The organism is Pedobacter sp. TM02 (genome assembly GCF_059705275.1).
Genome location: NZ_AP046530.1, coordinates 400911 through 417644, shown reverse-complemented (window position 1 = coordinate 417644; position 16734 = coordinate 400911). Strand labels below are relative to the sequence as shown.

13 protein-coding genes and 1 riboswitch are annotated in these 16734 nt (G+C 45.7%); of the genes, 7 read left to right on the top strand and 6 right to left on the bottom strand.

Features of this window, described 5'->3' with window-relative positions:
- Positions 1-146 precede the first annotated feature (146 nt).
- The gene (locus AC6H1S_RS01830; protein WP_497564912.1) at positions 147-1754 is read right to left on the bottom strand and encodes a S41 family peptidase; all 1608 of its coding nucleotides are present in this window, start codon (positions 1752-1754) and stop codon (positions 147-149) included.
- A 191-nt stretch (positions 1755-1945) separates the two neighbouring features.
- Between AC6H1S_RS01830 and murQ the strand changes: the two genes are divergently transcribed.
- The 7 genes from murQ (at position 1946) to AC6H1S_RS01795 (ending at position 10353) form a co-directional block, all read left to right on the top strand.
- Positions 1946-2752 (top strand): N-acetylmuramic acid 6-phosphate etherase, encoded by an 807-nt coding sequence (gene murQ / locus AC6H1S_RS01825; RefSeq protein WP_199140918.1) that lies wholly within the window; start codon positions 1946-1948, stop codon positions 2750-2752.
- A gap of 84 nt (positions 2753-2836) precedes the next feature.
- Positions 2837-3403 carry a hypothetical protein gene (locus tag AC6H1S_RS01820; protein ID WP_199140917.1) on the top strand — a complete coding sequence of 189 codons (567 nt, stop codon included), beginning with the start codon at positions 2837-2839 and terminating at the stop codon, positions 3401-3403.
- 40 nt (positions 3404-3443) lie between these two features.
- Positions 3444-4181, top strand: a complete 738-nt coding sequence (locus AC6H1S_RS01815) for a Bax inhibitor-1/YccA family protein (RefSeq protein ID WP_497564911.1) — start codon at positions 3444-3446, stop codon at positions 4179-4181.
- 169 nt (positions 4182-4350) lie between these two features.
- A riboswitch (SAM riboswitch) is annotated at positions 4351-4452 on the top strand.
- Positions 4453-4585: 133 nt separating this feature from the next.
- Entirely contained in the window at positions 4586-8287 is a 3702-nt protein-coding gene (gene metH, locus AC6H1S_RS01810) for a methionine synthase (protein WP_497564910.1), read from the top strand.
- Positions 8288-8321: 34 nt separating this feature from the next.
- On the top strand, positions 8322-8687 hold the full coding sequence (locus AC6H1S_RS01805) for a four helix bundle protein (RefSeq protein WP_497564909.1): 366 nt from the start codon (positions 8322-8324) through the stop codon (positions 8685-8687).
- Between the two features lie 23 nt (positions 8688-8710).
- Complete coding sequence (metF, locus tag AC6H1S_RS01800) at positions 8711-9664, top strand: methylenetetrahydrofolate reductase [NAD(P)H] (RefSeq protein ID WP_199140913.1); 954 nt, start codon at positions 8711-8713, stop codon at positions 9662-9664.
- Between the two features lie 134 nt (positions 9665-9798).
- On the top strand, positions 9799-10353 hold the full coding sequence (locus AC6H1S_RS01795; protein WP_199140912.1) for a hypothetical protein: 555 nt from the start codon (positions 9799-9801) through the stop codon (positions 10351-10353).
- A 142-nt stretch (positions 10354-10495) separates the two neighbouring features.
- Here AC6H1S_RS01795 and AC6H1S_RS01790 read toward each other — a convergent pair whose 3' ends face one another.
- The 5 genes from AC6H1S_RS01790 to thrA form a co-directional block, all read right to left on the bottom strand.
- Complete coding sequence (locus tag AC6H1S_RS01790) at positions 10496-11041, bottom strand: REP-associated tyrosine transposase (RefSeq protein ID WP_497564908.1); 546 nt, start codon at positions 11039-11041, stop codon at positions 10496-10498.
- A 343-nt stretch (positions 11042-11384) separates the two neighbouring features.
- Entirely contained in the window at positions 11385-12695 is a 1311-nt protein-coding gene (gene thrC, locus AC6H1S_RS01785; protein ID WP_497564907.1) for a threonine synthase, read from the bottom strand.
- An 80-nt stretch (positions 12696-12775) separates the two neighbouring features.
- Entirely contained in the window at positions 12776-13705 is a 930-nt protein-coding gene (locus AC6H1S_RS01780) for a homoserine kinase (RefSeq protein WP_497564906.1), read from the bottom strand.
- Positions 13706-13963: 258 nt separating this feature from the next.
- Complete coding sequence (locus tag AC6H1S_RS01775; protein WP_497564905.1) at positions 13964-14269, bottom strand: DinB family protein; 306 nt, start codon at positions 14267-14269, stop codon at positions 13964-13966.
- A 4-nt stretch (positions 14270-14273) separates the two neighbouring features.
- Positions 14274-16724 carry a bifunctional aspartate kinase/homoserine dehydrogenase I gene (thrA, locus tag AC6H1S_RS01770; RefSeq protein ID WP_497564904.1) on the bottom strand — a complete coding sequence of 817 codons (2451 nt, stop codon included), beginning with the start codon at positions 16722-16724 and terminating at the stop codon, positions 14274-14276.
- Positions 16725-16734 lie beyond the last annotated feature (10 nt).

The window sequence follows — 16734 nt, the reverse complement described above, 5'->3', positions numbered from 1 at the left end:
AAAAACAATTCAAAATAAAAAACCAAAACAACTACTAAAGCTTAGACCTTACCTATTATGATTTGGCCAGTTGCTTTGAACAAAGGACAGATTTATTGCTACTCCATCCAATACAGCATTTTAAAGCTTGCCCCACTAGGCGCTACCTATTGCAAACTAACCAGCGCCTGCTTTACCACATTATCGGTCAGGTTATGCGCCTTGTAATAGCCTATATCGCCGAGGTGGTATTTGTACAACATCACTTTCAGGTCGTTGTAGATAACCTGCTTCGAAGCCAACAATTGTTTGGGATCGATGACCACGTTTTTCGATTGGATATACTTGAGCAGGTCTTTGTAATCGGCATCGTTAATGGTAAAAACATTCAGGTTTTGCGACAGGTAACTTGGCGTATACCGATCGGCCAACACATCAAATACAAAATCGATCAGCACTTTTTTCTGTACCAAGGTGCTGTAAAATTTGTTGTAGCCCATTGTATCGAGCTTCACGTATACATCGGGCTGTATGCCTCCACCACCAAATACCTTTTTGCCACTCGGCGTTACATAGGCATTGATTTTTTGAAGGCTGTCTTTCTGTTTCGCATTTTTTGCGGTCAGCTCGCCATCGTTGTAACGGTCTTCCAATTCATGCTGGTAGGCGGCATAACCCTTTTTGTACGATTTTTGAATGCTTCGTCCCAATGGGGTATAATACCGGGCTATAGTCAGGTTAAGTGCCGAGCCATCTTCAAAAGCAAACTGTTCTTGTACCAGTCCTTTGCCAAACGAACGGCGCCCGACGATAATACCTCGATCCAAATCTTGCATAGCCCCTGCAAAAATTTCGCTCGCCGAGGCAGAATTTTCGTTGATCAGCACTGCCAGCTTGCCTTGTTCAAATTCGCCACCACCCGTTGCAAAATAATCGGTGCGGGGTTCGTGCTTGCCTTCGGTATACACGATCAATTTATTTTCCGGCAAAAACTGGTTGGCCAAGCCGGTTGCCGCATTGAGGTAGCCTCCGCCATTGTCACGTAAATCGAGCACCAATTTTTTCATGCCTTTGGCCTTTAGTGAGCGAATGGCATTCACAAAGTCTTCGTCGGTATTGGCGCCAAACTTGCTGATGCGGATATAGGCCGCGTCATTGTTCAGCATGTAAGCGGCATCAATGCTGCTGACTTCTACCCGGCCTCTTTTGATGGTAAGCATGGCTGGGGTGGTATTTCCGGCATGCAACAAGGTAATCTGCACAGGTGTGCCTTTTTTGCCTCTAATTTTGCCCATCATTTGGGAGCGGGGCAACGAATGGCCGCTTACATTGGTACTGTCTACTTTTAAAATCTTATCGCCTTGCTTGATGCCGGCCAAAAATGCCGGTCCGTCTTTAAGCACATTGGTTACCAAAAGGGTATCGTTAAGGATATAATATTCTACGCCAATGCCTTCAAAATTGCCTTCCAGGGTTTCGGCCAGTTCATCGGCCTTGGCTGGTGGCAGGTAGCTGCTGTGCGGGTCTAGCTGATGCAGCAAGCTATCGATGGGCAGGTGCTGCAGGCTGTCGGCATTTACCTCGTCTACGTAGTTTTTATTGATGATATGAATGATATCCTCAACTTTTCTTGCATTGTTGTCAACGTAACGCTTGTCTTGCCGTACCTGAAAGCCTTGGTCTTTTAAAAACTTAAAACCCAAGTACATCCCTCCTATTAAGGTAACGGAATAGGTAACAGCAATAAAGACATTAAAACGAGTATTCTTTTTCATTACGCAGCAACAGCACAAAGTTATGAAAATTAGCGCCTTAATGAAAGAACAAAGCCCACAACATTTTAGTTTTTCGAATATTTTGCCGCAAATATTTGCAGGGGCGTAATCTTCTCTCTAAAATTGTATGGATTTACGCAAATATTTCCTGTTAATTTGAAAATTAACGAACTTTACCTCAAATGAAATCCATGAACAGAGTAACCGAACAAGAATCTAAATACCACAACATTGACCAAATGTCGGTTTTAGAAATTTTGAAAGGAATAAACAACGAAGATAAGCTAGTTCCCCTTGCCGTAGAGAAAGCACTGCCACAAATTGAAAAACTGGCCACTGCCATTGCCGAAAGGATGCTGAAAGGCGGCCGTTTGTTTTACATTGGCGCTGGCACCAGCGGCCGTTTGGGCGTAGTTGATGCTTCTGAGTGCCCTCCTACGTTCGGCGTACCGTTCGATCAGGTGGTAGGCATCATTGCTGGTGGCGATTCGGCTATCCGCAAGGCCGTAGAGTTTGCCGAAGACGACGACAAACAGGCCTGGATAGACCTGCAGGAATATCACATCAACGAAAAGGATTCGTTGGTAGGCTTGGCCGCTTCGGGTACCACGCCTTATGTAGTGGGGGGCTTAAACACTGCCCGCCAGCACGGCATCTTAACCGGATGCATTGTTTGCAATGAAGGTGGTCCGATTGTGGCCGAATCGGATTTTCCGGTGGAGGTAGTGGTAGGGCCTGAATTTTTGACCGGGTCTACACGCATGAAATCGGGTACGGCCCAAAAACTGGTCTTGAACATGCTCAGCACCACGGTAATGATCCGTTTGGGCCGTGTAAAGGGCAATAAAATGGTAGATATGCAGTTAACCAATCATAAGCTGGTGGATAGAGGCACGCAAATGGTGATGGACGAACTGCACATTGACCACGACCAGGCCGCCGATCTGCTGAACAGGTACGGAAGCGTACGCAAGGCAGTTGAAGCCAATAAAAAATAGTTACGAGTTTGGATTTTAGATTGACTGTTGTTGTAAGCTGAAATCGTAATCTGAAATCGTCAATCTAAAATCTAAAATCCCCTTATGCACGAAATAGAACCTTTTTATTTGTGGCGCGACGATTATATCGCTGCAGAAGATGAGCGTTCGCCGTTTTTCAATACCGAATACTCCGAATTCTATTTCGACAAGCAGCTTTACAATTTCCTGATCCATCCGCAATGGGACACTTTTGGCTCGCCTACCCTGTACCTCAAAGTGCTGTATGCCGATTACGAAAGGGGCTATGCCATGATCGAGATGATGGGCGAATGGAACGACACGCTGCACAACGACATCATGATGCTGAAAAGGGAAATCATTGAGCTTATGATCCAGGAAGGCATCAACAAATTTATCCTGATTGGTGAAAACGTGCTGAACTTCCATGCTTCCGACGACAGCTATTACGAAGAATGGTTTCAGGATGTGGAAGACGGCTGGATTGCCGGCATCAACTTTAACCAGCATGTAATTCGCGAATTCCGCGACCATGGCATCGATTACTACATCAATTTTGGCGGCGAGCTCGACGAATTGCACTGGCGGAAGCTCAAACCTTTGCAGTTTTACAAAAAAGTGGACGAACTGCTGACAAAAAGGTTAAATTAAAACCGTATTTTTAACGCAACATATTTTTAAACCAAAAAACATGGAACAACAAAATTATCAATATCAAGACAATTCGGTCTTTGTACAAGAGCGATCGGTTGCTAAAAAATTCTTTGCCAACGTTTTCCTTTGGATGTTTGTGGCCTTGGCGATTTCAGCTGTATCTGCTTATGTTTTAGCTACCACACCTGCATTACTAAGCTATTTAGTTGGCGAAAATGGTTTTACAATTTTTGGCTACATCGCTATTTTTGCACCCATAGGACTAGTTTTTTTAATTAGCGGCGGCATTTCCAGATTTTCGTTTGGCACTTTGGTCGGTTTATTTGTCCTCTACTCTATCTTAACTGGGGTAATGCTAAGCTTTATTCTACTAATCTACACCTTATCGTCAATCGCAATCTGCTTTGTTGCGGCAGCGGGCATTTTTGCCGTTATGGCCGTTATGGGCTATACAACCGATGTAGACTTAAGCCAGTTTAGATCTATTTTAATTGCTGGCGTAATCGGATTGGTTATTGTTAGCTTAATCAATATGTTCATCGGAAGCGATACCTTGAACTATATCCTTGGTTTTGCAGGCGTTGCCATTTTCACCGCCTTAACGGCCTATAAAGTACAGGAAATCAAAAGAATTGGCGAAGGTTTGGATGAGGCAGGAAATGAAATTGCTATCGAAGACAGCAAAAAACTCGCATTGATGGGTGCCTTGTCTTTGTATATCACCTTTATTAACTTGTTGCTCTCTTTACTTCGTCTTTTTGGCAGCAGAAGATAAGATCCATCGATTTAAAGGTTAGGACAATCCAAGCCAAAATCGTACATCTACAATTCTTAAATCCAAAACATTATATCGAAGGCCGTGCACATTTGCATGGCCTTTGTAATTTTATTTGGTTTAAGCGCGATATTTTTGGAATTGATGTGGCATTGTTGCATTTTTGTACCGCTTATTCAGAAAGATGGAGGGATTAGACCCTGCGAAGTCTTAGCAACCTGTGCTAACAAGGTGCTAAATTCTATCCTGAGCAATCAGGAAAAGATAAGTTAAAGTCAAACTATAGCCCGACTTTTCGAGATAAGCCTATTTGAGATTTGAGAAATTAGATTTGAGATTTGAGACCAGTGATGAGTTTCTGATTCTCATATCTCACATCTCCAATCTAATATCTAACAATAAGAATGAACATTAGAGAAGAATTAGAGAAGCGAATTTTAATCATAGACGGTGCCATGGGCACAATGATACAGCGCTACGTTTTAACCGAAGAAGACTTTAGGGGCGAACGTTTTGCCAATCACCCCTGCGATGTAAAAGGCAATAACGATTTGCTGAACATCACCCGTCCCGATATTATCAAGGAAATACACCTCGAGTATCTGCAGGCTGGTGCCGATATTATCGAAACCAATACCTTTAGTACGCAACGCATTTCTATGGCCGACTACCAGATGGAAGACCTTTCTTACGAACTGAGTTTTGAAGGTGCCCGCGTAGCTAAAGAGGCTGTTCAAGAGTTTATGGCCAAAAATCCGGGTAAGCAATGCTTTGTAGCCGGAGCCATTGGCCCTACCAACCGTACGCTTTCGCTTTCGCCTGATGTAAACGACCCGGGCTTCAGGGCCATTACCTACGACCAGTTGTTTGATGCCTATTACGAACAGATCCGCGGCTTGGTTGATGGCGGCTCAGATGTATTGCTGATCGAAACCATATTTGATACGCTAAATGCCAAAGTGGCTATTGCGGCCATTAAACAATATGAAGAAGTAATTGGCCGTAAGCTCGAAATCATGATTTCGGGTACCATTACCGACGCTTCGGGAAGAACGCTTTCGGGCCAAACCGCAGAGGCTTTCCTCAATTCGGTTAGCCATGCCCAGCCTTTGAGCATTGGCTTTAACTGTGCCCTGGGCGCCAAAGAAATGCGCCCGCACATCGAAGAGCTGGCCGCCAAAGCAAACTGCTACGTTTCGGCCTACCCCAATGCGGGTTTGCCTAATGAATTTGGGGCCTACGACGAAATGCCTCACGAAACCGCACATTTGGTTGATGATTTCATTACCTCTGGATTTGTAAATATCGTTGGCGGTTGCTGTGGCACTACGCCAGACCACATTGGCTGCATTGCCGAGAAAGCCAGCAAAGCTTCGCCGCGAAAAATCCCAACGCTTGAACCTTATATGCGTTTGAGCGGCTTAGAACCGGTTACCATTACCCCCGAAAGCATTTTTGTGAACGTGGGCGAACGCACTAACATTACCGGCTCTCCCAAGTTCTCCAAGCTTATTTTGGGTGGCGATTATGAGGCCGCCTTGACCGTAGCGCGCCAGCAGGTAGAGGGCGGGGCACAGGTTATCGATGTGAACATGGATGAAGGCATGCTTGATTCGGAAGCGGCGATGACCAAGTTCCTCAACCTTATAGCTTCCGAACCCGATATTGCCAAACTGCCCATCATGGTCGATTCGTCTAAATGGTCGGTTATTGAAAACGGCTTAAAATGTTTGCAAGGCAAGGGCATCGTCAACTCCATTTCGCTCAAAGAAGGCGAGGAAAAGTTCAAAGAGAGTGCCCGCAAAATTATGCGTTATGGCGCGGCGGTAGTAGTGATGGCCTTCGATGAACAAGGCCAGGCTGACAACTACGAACGTAGGATTGAAATCTGTAAAAGAAGCTATGATATCTTGGTCAATGAACTGGATTTTCCACCCCAAGACATCATCTTCGACCCTAATATTTTAACTGTTGCCACGGGTTTGGAAGAGCATAACAACTATGCCGTCGATTTTATCAACGCCACCCACTGGATCAAGGAAAACCTGCCTTACGCCAAAGTGAGCGGCGGTGTTTCTAACATTTCTTTCTCGTTTAGGGGCAATAATGTGGTTCGCGAAGCCATGCACTCTGCCTTTTTGTTCCATGCCATTAAAGCTGGCTTGGATATGGGCATTGTTAATGCAGGGATGCTGGAGGTGTACCAGGAAATTGAGCCCGAGCTGTTAGAAAGAGTAGAAGATGTATTGCTGAACCGCAGGCCCGATGCTACCGAGCGTTTGGTAGAATTTGCCGAAACCGTAAAAAACAAAGGCAAGGCGGTTGTAAAAGACGAAACCTGGCGCAAAGGCACGGTTGAAGAAAGGTTATCGCATGCCCTGGTCAAAGGCATCATCGAATACTTGGACGAAGACGTGGAAGAAGCCCGGTTGAAATATCCACGTCCCTTGCACGTGATCGAGGGGCCTTTAATGGACGGCATGAACATCGTGGGCGACCTATTTGGCGCAGGCAAAATGTTCTTGCCACAGGTCGTGAAATCGGCCAGGGTCATGAAAAAAGCAGTAGCTATTTTATTGCCCTACATTGAAGCCGAGAAATTGGCCAACCCTGATGGCAACCAAAGCTCATCGGCGGGCAAAGTGCTGATGGCCACTGTAAAAGGCGATGTGCACGACATCGGCAAAAACATTGTAGGTGTAGTATTGGCCTGCAACAACTTCGAAATTGTAGACATGGGCGTGATGGTTCCTGCGCAGGAAATCATTAAAAAAGCCAGGGAAATCAATGCAGATATTATTGGTTTAAGTGGCTTAATTACACCTTCGTTGGACGAAATGGTGCATTTCGCGAAAGAAATGGAGCGTGAAGGCTTCACCATTCCGCTGATCGTGGGTGGCGCTACCACTTCGCGCATTCACGCCGCCGTAAAAATTGCGCCCAATTATAGTGGTCCAGCCATCCACGTACTCGATGCTTCGCGTAGCGTTACGGTTTGCAGCACCTTAATGAACCAAGAAACCCGTGGCGAGTACATTGCCGGCATCAGAGCCGAATACGACAAAGCCCGTGAAGCGCATTTGAACAAACGTTCGGATAAACGCTATAAAAATATTGAAGAAGCACGTGCCGATAAATTCCAGATTGATTTGGATCAGGTAGCGCCTGCTCCAACCTTTACCGGAACCCGTGTTTTTGAAGATTATCCTTTGGCAGATTTGGTCCCTTACATCGATTGGACACCGTTTTTCCATACCTGGGAACTGCGGGGCAGTTACCCAAAAATCTTCAACGATAAAACCATTGGCGACGAAGCACAAAAGCTATACAACGATGCCCAAGTGCTATTGAAACGTATTTTAGACGAAAAACTGCTCACTGCCAAGGGCGTAATCGGGTTTTGGCCGGCCAATTCGGTTGGAGACGACATCCAGTTAACAGTTGGCGGTTCACAGTTGGCAACCGACCCACAATTGAAAGCTGAAAACGGTGAACTGGTCACTATCCATACCCTGCGCCAACAAGCCGAAAAAGTAGCTGGAGAGCCTTATTATGCCCTGTCTGATTTCGTTGCGCCAAAAGAAAGCGGTGTGCAGGATTATTTTGGTGGCTTTGCCGTAACGGCCGGCATCGGTTGCGACGAGCTGGTGGCCGAGTTTGAGCAGAACCACGACGATTATAACAGCATCATGGCCAAGGCATTGGCCGATCGTTTAGCCGAAGCTTTTGCCGAACGCATGCACGAACTAGTAAGAAAAGAATACTGGGGCTATGCCAAAGATGAAAACTTGGACAACCAAGACCTGATTAAGGAAGCTTATGCAGGTATTCGTCCGGCACCGGGCTATCCGGCTTGTCCAGACCATACCGAGAAGGAGACCTTGTTTAACCTGCTGAATGCCGAAAACAAAATCGGATTAAGGCTAACCGAAAGCTTTGCCATGTATCCGGCGGCGGCGGTAAGCGGATTTTATTTCTCGCACCCACAATCGCGTTATTTTGGTTTGGGCAAGATTACCAAAGACCAAGTAGAGGAATATGCCCTTAGAAAAAACATGCCTTTAGCAGAGGCAGAAAGATGGCTTGCGCCGAATTTGGCTTATTAGTTGTTAGTCTTTAGTTCTTAGTTGTTAGTTAGGGATGAGTTATCAAAAATATACAGATCTTGAAGTTTGGAAAAAAGCTAGAGAATTTGCTACATACATCTATGAGCTAACTACAGTATTCCCAAAAGAAGAACAATTTGGAATAACAACTCAAATAAGAAGATGTGCTGTCTCAATCGCTTCAAACCTAGCAGAAGGCTGTGGAAGGCAACATAAAAAGGAAACAATACATTTTCTTACCATTGCTAGAGGTTCTCTGTTCGAAATAGAGACCCAACTTTATATTTCTAATGATTTATCTTTAATAAGCAATGAAGAATTAAAAGAATCACTCGATAAAATTGAAAATCTAGGAAAACTAATTAATGGATTTATCAGATATTACAATTCTATCAACTAACAACTGACAACGAACCGACAAAAATGAAGATTACCGAACATATTAAAAACGCAAAGGGAAAACCTCTTTTTTCATTCGAGCTCCTGCCCCCGGTTAAAGGGCAGAGCATTCAGTGGGTGTACGATGCCATTGACCCCTTGCTTGAATTTAATCCGCCGTTTATTGACGTTACTTCGTTAAGGGAAGATTACATCTATAAAGAGCTCGACAACGGGTTGCTGCAAAAAGTTTCTTACCGTAAGCGTCCGGGCACCATTGCTATTTGTGCAGCCATCATCAACAAATACAAGATAGATGCGGTGCCACACCTCATTTGCGGTGGCTTTACCAAGGAAGAGACCGAAAACGCATTGATCGACCTGCAGTTTTTGGGCATCGACAATGTCTTGGCCCTGCGTGGCGATTCGAGACAGGCCGAGTCGACCTTTATCCCTACGCCCGGCGGACACTGTTATGCTACAGACCTGATCCAGCATATCAAAAACCATAACGAAGGCAAGTTTTTGCACGAAGATGTAGAAACCTACAAAAGCGATTTTTGTATTGGCGTAGCAGGCTATCCCGAAAAACATTTTGAAGCACCCAACCTCAATGCCGACTTCAAATATTTGAAGAAAAAGGTAGACATGGGGGCCGAGTTTATCGTAACACAGATGTTTTTCGACAACCAGAAGTATTTTGACTTCGTCAACAAATGCAGGGAGAATGGTATTAACGTACCAATTATTCCAGGCCTAAAGCCCATCAGCAATGCCAAACAACTCGTTGCCTTGCCCAAAATATTCCATATCGATCTACCTGAGGATTTGAGCGATGCCGTTTCGCATGCCAAATCCACTGCCGAAGTCAAGGAAATCGGCACCGAGTTTATGATCAAGCAATGCAAAGAGCTGATTGAATTTGGTGCTCCAGTATTGCACTTTTATACCATGGGCAGGCCAGAACAGACACAAAAAATTGCGAGGGCCGTATTCTAGGCCCGGATCTTTGTATCCGACATCACAAAATCCCAATGGCTTAAAAATGCTGTTGGGATTTTTTATTTGGAACCAAACACAAAACCAGCTGTTTAGGCGTTTATAGGTTTACGTGTTTATAAGCTATATCGCCCATGAAGGTTACCCTCTCTTTGCTGTTTGCTGTTTTTCTCTTCCACTTCGCCCATGCGCAGATTTCGGTTAGTCCCATTTCGGCAGAAAGCCTTAAAGGGGCTCCCTTTAAATTTAAAGGCAGCAGGGCGATGATGGCCGACCGTGTTGATGATGCGAACAGCAAAAATATCTTTCTTTTTTCGAAAGTGGGCCAAGGGAGCAACCCCGATACGCTGTTTTTCCAAAAATTCAGCAAAACCAACGAGCAATGGAAGCTGGTCCAGGAAAAGACAATCAGCGCCCCTGGAGCGATCAGTATTTGGCAAAACAGAAAGGCTTTTTTTGATGCCGACCAAGACAAGCAGGTAGAAGCTTTGTTTGTTTATAGCCTGCATGATGCTTCCATGCAAAAACAACTGGCGGTCAATCTCTTGCTGTTTTACAAAAACGATAGCTATACGATATCGGAAACCAAGGACAAAATCACAATCTACAGCGCCAATTTCCAGCAGTTACCGGCCAGCGTGAAGGCTTATGCCACCGAATACTGGAACGGATTGGACAAGTGGAAGTGACTTTTAATTAGTTTTGCCGGGTAGGCTGTCCCAAGCGGATTGAAAATCCACAGCTAGCAAAGTCGGGAAAGCATTTCCCTGCTAGCCGGGTTGGTCGCCCGACCCAGATAACCCTGGATTTCTAATCCAGTATGTAGCTTAGCTAAATTAGATAAACTACATCAATCAATCCTAATTCGCCAGCATAGTTGCTAGCCGAACTGTATAGGTAATGCTCAGGCAACGCAACCAAGCCACTCTGCACAGGGTTTTGATGGAGGTAATTTAGTTTCTGAATTGCAAATTCTGGGCTAAAGAGTTCAATAGGATGAAATCCATCTTGCCAAAATTTAAATTCTTCATTTTTGGGGTGTATTTTTGCCGCAAACTGAAATTTATTCAGCATCCAATCTCTACTTTCGTTAATTTCTTTAATGGTGCTGATTATCCGCTTTGAGGTAAACTTTTTGAAATCCCTGATCACATCCGATAGTTTTTTGCCTTCGCCAACACTGCCGATGAAATGAAGATGACTTGGCATAAGACACCAAGCATAAATAACAAGCCCTTTATGTTTTTGACAATAAACAAGGCTATCAATAACCACTTCTGCCAGTTCTTTTCGGGTAAAGGCATCAATCCAACCTATAACAGTTGTAGTCATGAAGTAAATTCCATCCTGATTTGTTATCTGATATTTGAAAGCCATATATTAAATATAATCAAATAAAATCGGACACGTTGGTCGGGATATGCCATCCCGACCCGAATAGCACTGGATTTCTAATCCAGTTATGCTAAAAACGGATTGAAAATCCGCAGTTATCCAGTCGGGAAAATATTTCCCGACTAACACGCTTAGACTGGTCTTGATTTACAAATCTCAACCCTGATAACCATGGATTTCTTATCAGCCAAGTTGATTTATTTATACAGCCTGCAAATCTGTAGTTAGCAGGGCCGGGAAATTATTTCCTAAACAGCTGCTCTTGGTTGGTCTTGATTTACAATCTCAACCCTGATAACCATGGATTTCTAATCCAACTAGCTTCCTAATTATAATCAAGCAAATATTGCTTAAAACTTTCAAAATCCCTATCCAATGCTTTGTATTGCTTGGCCTTGCCTTGCAACGAACCGAGCTGTGCTGGCAAAATAAGTTTTTCCCGAATGGCTTCCGGAAATACTTCCGGAAATTTGCAGGCGTGAGCCGTTGAAAGAAAAACCTTGGCACTTTCATCCTCAGGGTTTTCCTGTACATACGCTTCTACTGCCAACCAGGCAATAGCCGTATGCGGACAGGCCATATAGCCGTACTTTTTAAAAATGGCTTCCATACCTTGTAAAGTTTCCTCGTCGGTAAAACGGTAAGCCTTGAGCATGGCCTTAAGTTTATCTATATCGCCGTTAAACAAGTCCATAATGCGTACCCAGTTGCTCGGCGCCCCCACATCCATGGCGTTGGCATAGGTTTGTACCGAAGGCTTGGTTTCGTAAATACCTGTTTCGAGAAAACGCGGCACCGTATCGTTGCTATTGGTAGCTGCAATGAACCGCTTAACGGGCAAACCCATCTTATAGGCCAGCATGCCGGCACCAATATTGCCAAAATTGCCGCTAGGCACGGCAAAAACCACTTCGCTAAAGCCCTGTCTTTTAAGTTGCGCATAGGCATTAAAATAATAAAAGGCCTGTGGCACCAATCGGGCAATATTGATCGAATTTGCCGAGGTGAGCCTAAACTTGGCATTGAGTTCCTCGTCGGCAAAAGCCTGTTTAACTAGCGCCTGGCAATCGTCGAAAGTACCATCGATGCTTATGGCCCTGATGTTTTGGCCATTGGTGGTCAACTGCAACTCCTGTACATCGCTTACCTTGCCTTTGGGGTAAAGGATGGTTACACGTGTATTGGGTACGCCCAAAAAGCCCAAGGCTACGGCGCCACCTGTATCGCCAGAAGTGGCCACCAATACATCGAGCAGCTGTTCGCCATTTTGGAGAAAATAGCCCATGATGCGGCTCATCAACCTCGCCCCAAAATCCTTAAAGGCCAAAGAGGGCCCATGAAAAAGCTCCAAGACAAAAGTCTGTTTGTCGAGCTTGACCACTGGTGCATCGAAATTAATGGCTTCGTTAATGATCGAGCGCAAATCGGCATAGGGAATTTCATCGCCCAGTAAGGCCGAAGCTACCCTATAGGCAATTTCCTGAAAAGAATACTGTTCGATGTTGTCAATAAACGCCTGTTCGAGTCTGGGTATCTCTACCGGCATATACAAACCCTTGTCTTTGGGCATACTATTAAAAACCGCTTCCTGAAAAGAAACGCGAAGATCCCTATTGTTGGTTGAATATAGTCTCATGTCTGAAAAGGTTGAAGGTGAGAAGGCTAAGTGTTAAAGGGTGAAGAGTATATGCTTTTCCCTTTAAGCATCCACCTTAGTTATAATACTCGGGGGCCTTCGGCATTTACCGCCGATACAAAGGCCTTGCTGTTGATGTTTAGCTGATTGAGGTGTTGCTGCTGTACCTTGGTAACCTGCTTAGCCGTTTCTACATTGGTTGTTAGGGCAAAAACCGATGGACCCGAACCCGAAATACCAAAACCCAAAGCGCCATTTTCCATGGCCAGTTTGCGCAATTGCTCAAAACCCGGAATGAGGATGGACCGAACAGGTTCTACCAGCACATCCTGCATGCTCCGTCCAACCAGTTCCACATCGTTAAGGCAAAGGCCAGCTACCAGTCCGGCTACATTGCCCCATTGGGTTACGGCATCCTTAAGCAGCACTTTGCTCCGTATCATTTGGCGGGCATCTTTGGTGGGCACGTCCACTTCAGGATAAACAATGGCAGCGAACAGGTTATTGGGTGTTGGCAACGCCACCAAATCGAGCGGATCGTAGCTGCGCACCAACACGAAGCCGCCCATTAAAGCGGGTGCTACATTATCGGCATGACCGTAGCCACAGGCCAATTCTTCGCCCTTCATGGCAAAAGGCACCAGTGCTTTGGCTGTGAGCAAATTGCCCATCAGCTGGTTAATGGCAAAAAGACCCGCCACGGTGCTGGCCGAGCTGGACCCTAAGCCACTGCCTATGGGCATTTTTTTGTGCAACTCTATTTCTACACCAATATCAGGGCGGTTCAAATGTTGCAGGTAATGCTGCACGCTAGCGCTTACCGTATTCTTGTTCGAATCGAGCGGCAAACGACCTTCATCGCCGGTAATTTGGAGCAAACGCACACCCGGCTCGTCAACCAAGCGCATAACCACCTCGTCGCCGGGCTCGTTAACGGCAAAGCCGAGCACATCAAATCCACAAACCACATTGGCAACGGTAGCGGGGGCAAATACTTTTATTTCTTTCATTTTTTGGTTTATAAGTTTAGGCAAATTCGTAGCCTTTTATTTCAAAATATACAATAACCAAGGTATTGTGTACCACAGCACATGGATAAAGCAAATGCCTTAATTTTTTTTATCATTGTTTAAGAATTTGGGCTAAATGATAGTTTAAATGCACGAGATAATCTTCTATAAAATAAGCCAACGTGTGTAAGGTTACCGTTCCTTTACCCGTATCGCATACATTTTGCAGTTTGTGTTCGGGTATGTTTTTAATCACCCTTACATATCGACGGTTGAGCAACAACCAAAGCGTTTTAAGCTCTTCACCGGTGCCGATTGGTAATCTTGATAAACTACCCATTCATCTTGATGGTAAACGATCTTGGTTCCCTGCTCATACTGGCTTACCACCAAACGGCGCAGGTTATTGCTGGCGCTATCAACCAAATGGCCCAGCAGTTCTTTTTTTGACCATTTTGCCGGGTTTGGCTTGGCGTTCCATGTCTCGTTAGCTATTTTTTCAAAATCGGCGAAGGCCAGATCAACGGCTTTCCCTATTTCCTGTGCAGTTTCTAAGTGTGTCATTTCCTTAATTGGTTCCTACGTTTATAATGTCTGCAAATACGCCCGCAGCGGTTACCTCGGCACCTGCACCGGGCCCTTTTACCACCAATGGCCTTTCTTGGTAACGGTCTGTAGTGAACGAAATAATATTGTCGCTGCCCGAAAGCATAAAGAATGGATGGTTTTCATCAACCATTTGCAGGGTGATTTCGGCCTTGCCGTTTTCGAGCTTGCCAATGTAGCGCAATACTTTGCGTTGCTGCTCGGCATCTTCCTTCAATTGCTCGAAATAGGCCGCATTGGCCTCTAGTTGGGCATAAAAGTCGGCCACGGTTGGGGCTTGCAGACAGGCTTCGGGCAACATGCTTTCGATTTTTACATCTTGCTCTTCAAAGGCGTAACCGGCATCGCGGGCCAGGATGAGCATTTTGCGCATAAAATCCCGGCCGTTCAGATCATCGCGCGGATCGGGCTCGGTATAGCCTTTTTCTTGCGCTTCTTTTACTACTTCGTGGAAAGCCACATTGCCTCTAAAGTGGTTAAAGATGTAGGAAATGGTGCCCGACAAAATCGCTTCGATGCGCGCCACTTTATCGCCACTGGTCATCAAATCCTTCAGCGTTCTGATAATCGGCAAGCCTGCACCCACATTGGTTTCGTAATAAAAATCGACTCCATACTTACGAGCGGTATTTTTGAAGGATTGATACTGCGCAAAGCTCGAAGAATTACCAATTTTATTACAGGTAACTACCGATATACTCGATTCGAAAATGCCCTGGTAATATGGCACCGGCAACGGGCTGGCGGTATTGTCAACAAACACACAGTTGGGCAGGTTCATGGCTTTCATTTGTGCCACAAAATCGTCGAGCTGGGCAGGTTTGCCATTTGCTTCGAGGCTCTGCTCCCATTGCGCCAAAGCAATGCCATCGGCCGACAATAGCATTTTCCGCGTATTGCTGATGCCCATTACCTTTACCTGCAGATCGTTGTTTAAGGACAGAAAAGGCATCTGCACCTGCAATTGCTTAAACAAGGTTTTTCCAATGTTCCCGGTTCCCAAACAGAAAATATGCAGGGTTTTATTGAGCGAAGTATAAAAGGCATCGTGCACGGCGTTGACGGCTTTTGACAAATCGACCTTGGCAATAATGACCGAGATGTTATATTCAGACGAGCCTTGGGCAATGGCATGTACATTAACGCCGTTGCGGCCCAAGGCATGGAACAGTTTACCCGAAATGCCTGGCGTACGCTTCATGTTCTCGCCCACGATGGCCAATACGGCCAGTCCGTTTTCTACTTCTGGTGTATCGAGCTTTTTGGCCTGCAGCTCCAAATCAAATTCTTTGCTGATGAGCTGTACCGCCTTTACCGCATCGGCAGGCTTAACGGCAAAGGTAATGCTGTGCTCTGACGATGACTGGGTAATGAGCACCACATTGATCTGCTCTCGCGACAGCAGGGAAAACAGCCGTCCGCTAAAACCCGCCTTGCCCACCATGCCGCTGCCGGCCAAATTGATGATGCTGATCTCGTCGATAGACGAGATGCCTTTGATGGGCAGTGCCGACGGCTTGGCGCCATGGCGGATGTAAGTGCCCGCAAAACCGGGTTCGAAGGTATTGCGAATAACGATGGGGATCTTTTTGAGAAAAGCCGGTGTCATGGTTGGCGGATAGATAACCTTGGCGCCAAAATAGGATAGCTCCATGGCTTCGATATAGCTCAATTCGCTGAGCGAAAAGGCCTTCTTTACCATGCGTGGATCGGCGGTCATCATGCCGTTTACGTCGGTCCAGATCTGTATTTCTTCGGCATCTAAGGCGGCGCCCAAAATGGCGGCGGTATAATCGCTACCCCCCCTGCCCAAAGTGGTTACGCGACCGGCTTCGTTGCTGGCAATAAAACCGGTTACGAAAAGTAGCTTGTCTTGATGACGCTCATAAAAATCCTTCACCAAGAAATCGGTGAGCTGGTTATTTACCCTGGCCTGTCCAAAGTTGCTGTCGGTTTTGATCAGTTGCGAGGCATCGGCAAAAAACGCTTCCGGAAATTTTTGCTTGGCCATATGGCTTACCATCAGCGTGCTGCAGCGCTCGCCGTAGCTCAGTACCAGGTCTTTGGCCTGCAGGCTCAGCTCTTGCAGGTTATAGATGGCCTGCAGCAGCTCTTCCAACTCGTTAAAGCAGATTTTAAGTTTGGTGAGCACCGGATTTTGGGCTGCTGCCGGCAACAAGGCGCGCACCGATTCAAAGTGGCGCTGCTCAATGGCTTTGAGCTCTTCATCATAAGCTTGCCCCAAGGCGGCCTTTTCGGCCATCGCCGTTAAGAGGTTTGTTACCCCGCTCATAGCCGATAGCACCACGATGGGCTTTTCGTCGTTTTTACATGCTTGTGCAACAATATCGAGCAGGGCCTTAATGCTGGCTACGGAACCTACGGAAGTACCTCCAAATTTTAAAATTTTCATAAAAACGGGT

Bases quoted from the DNA above. Each gene is read 5' to 3' on its own strand.
- AC6H1S_RS01830 (WP_497564912.1), bottom strand. From the start codon at position 1,754: ATGAAAAAGAATACTCGTTTTAATGTCTTTATTGCTGTTACCTATTCC.
- murQ (WP_199140918.1), top strand. From the start codon at position 1,946: ATGAACAGAGTAACCGAACAAGAATCTAAATACCACAACATTGACCAA.
- AC6H1S_RS01820 (WP_199140917.1), top strand. From the start codon at position 2,837: ATGCACGAAATAGAACCTTTTTATTTGTGGCGCGACGATTATATCGCT.
- AC6H1S_RS01815 (WP_497564911.1), top strand. From the start codon at position 3,444: ATGGAACAACAAAATTATCAATATCAAGACAATTCGGTCTTTGTACAA.
- metH (WP_497564910.1), top strand. From the start codon at position 4,586: ATGAACATTAGAGAAGAATTAGAGAAGCGAATTTTAATCATAGACGGT.
- AC6H1S_RS01805 (WP_497564909.1), top strand. From the start codon at position 8,322: ATGAGTTATCAAAAATATACAGATCTTGAAGTTTGGAAAAAAGCTAGA.
- metF (WP_199140913.1), top strand. From the start codon at position 8,711: ATGAAGATTACCGAACATATTAAAAACGCAAAGGGAAAACCTCTTTTT.
- AC6H1S_RS01795 (WP_199140912.1), top strand. From the start codon at position 9,799: ATGAAGGTTACCCTCTCTTTGCTGTTTGCTGTTTTTCTCTTCCACTTC.
- AC6H1S_RS01790 (WP_497564908.1), bottom strand. From the start codon at position 11,041: ATGGCTTTCAAATATCAGATAACAAATCAGGATGGAATTTACTTCATG.
- thrC (WP_497564907.1), bottom strand. From the start codon at position 12,695: ATGAGACTATATTCAACCAACAATAGGGATCTTCGCGTTTCTTTTCAG.
- AC6H1S_RS01780 (WP_497564906.1), bottom strand. From the start codon at position 13,705: ATGAAAGAAATAAAAGTATTTGCCCCCGCTACCGTTGCCAATGTGGTT.
- AC6H1S_RS01775 (WP_497564905.1), bottom strand. From the start codon at position 14,269: ATGACACACTTAGAAACTGCACAGGAAATAGGGAAAGCCGTTGATCTG.
- thrA (WP_497564904.1), bottom strand. From the start codon at position 16,724: ATGAAAATTTTAAAATTTGGAGGTACTTCCGTAGGTTCCGTAGCCAGC.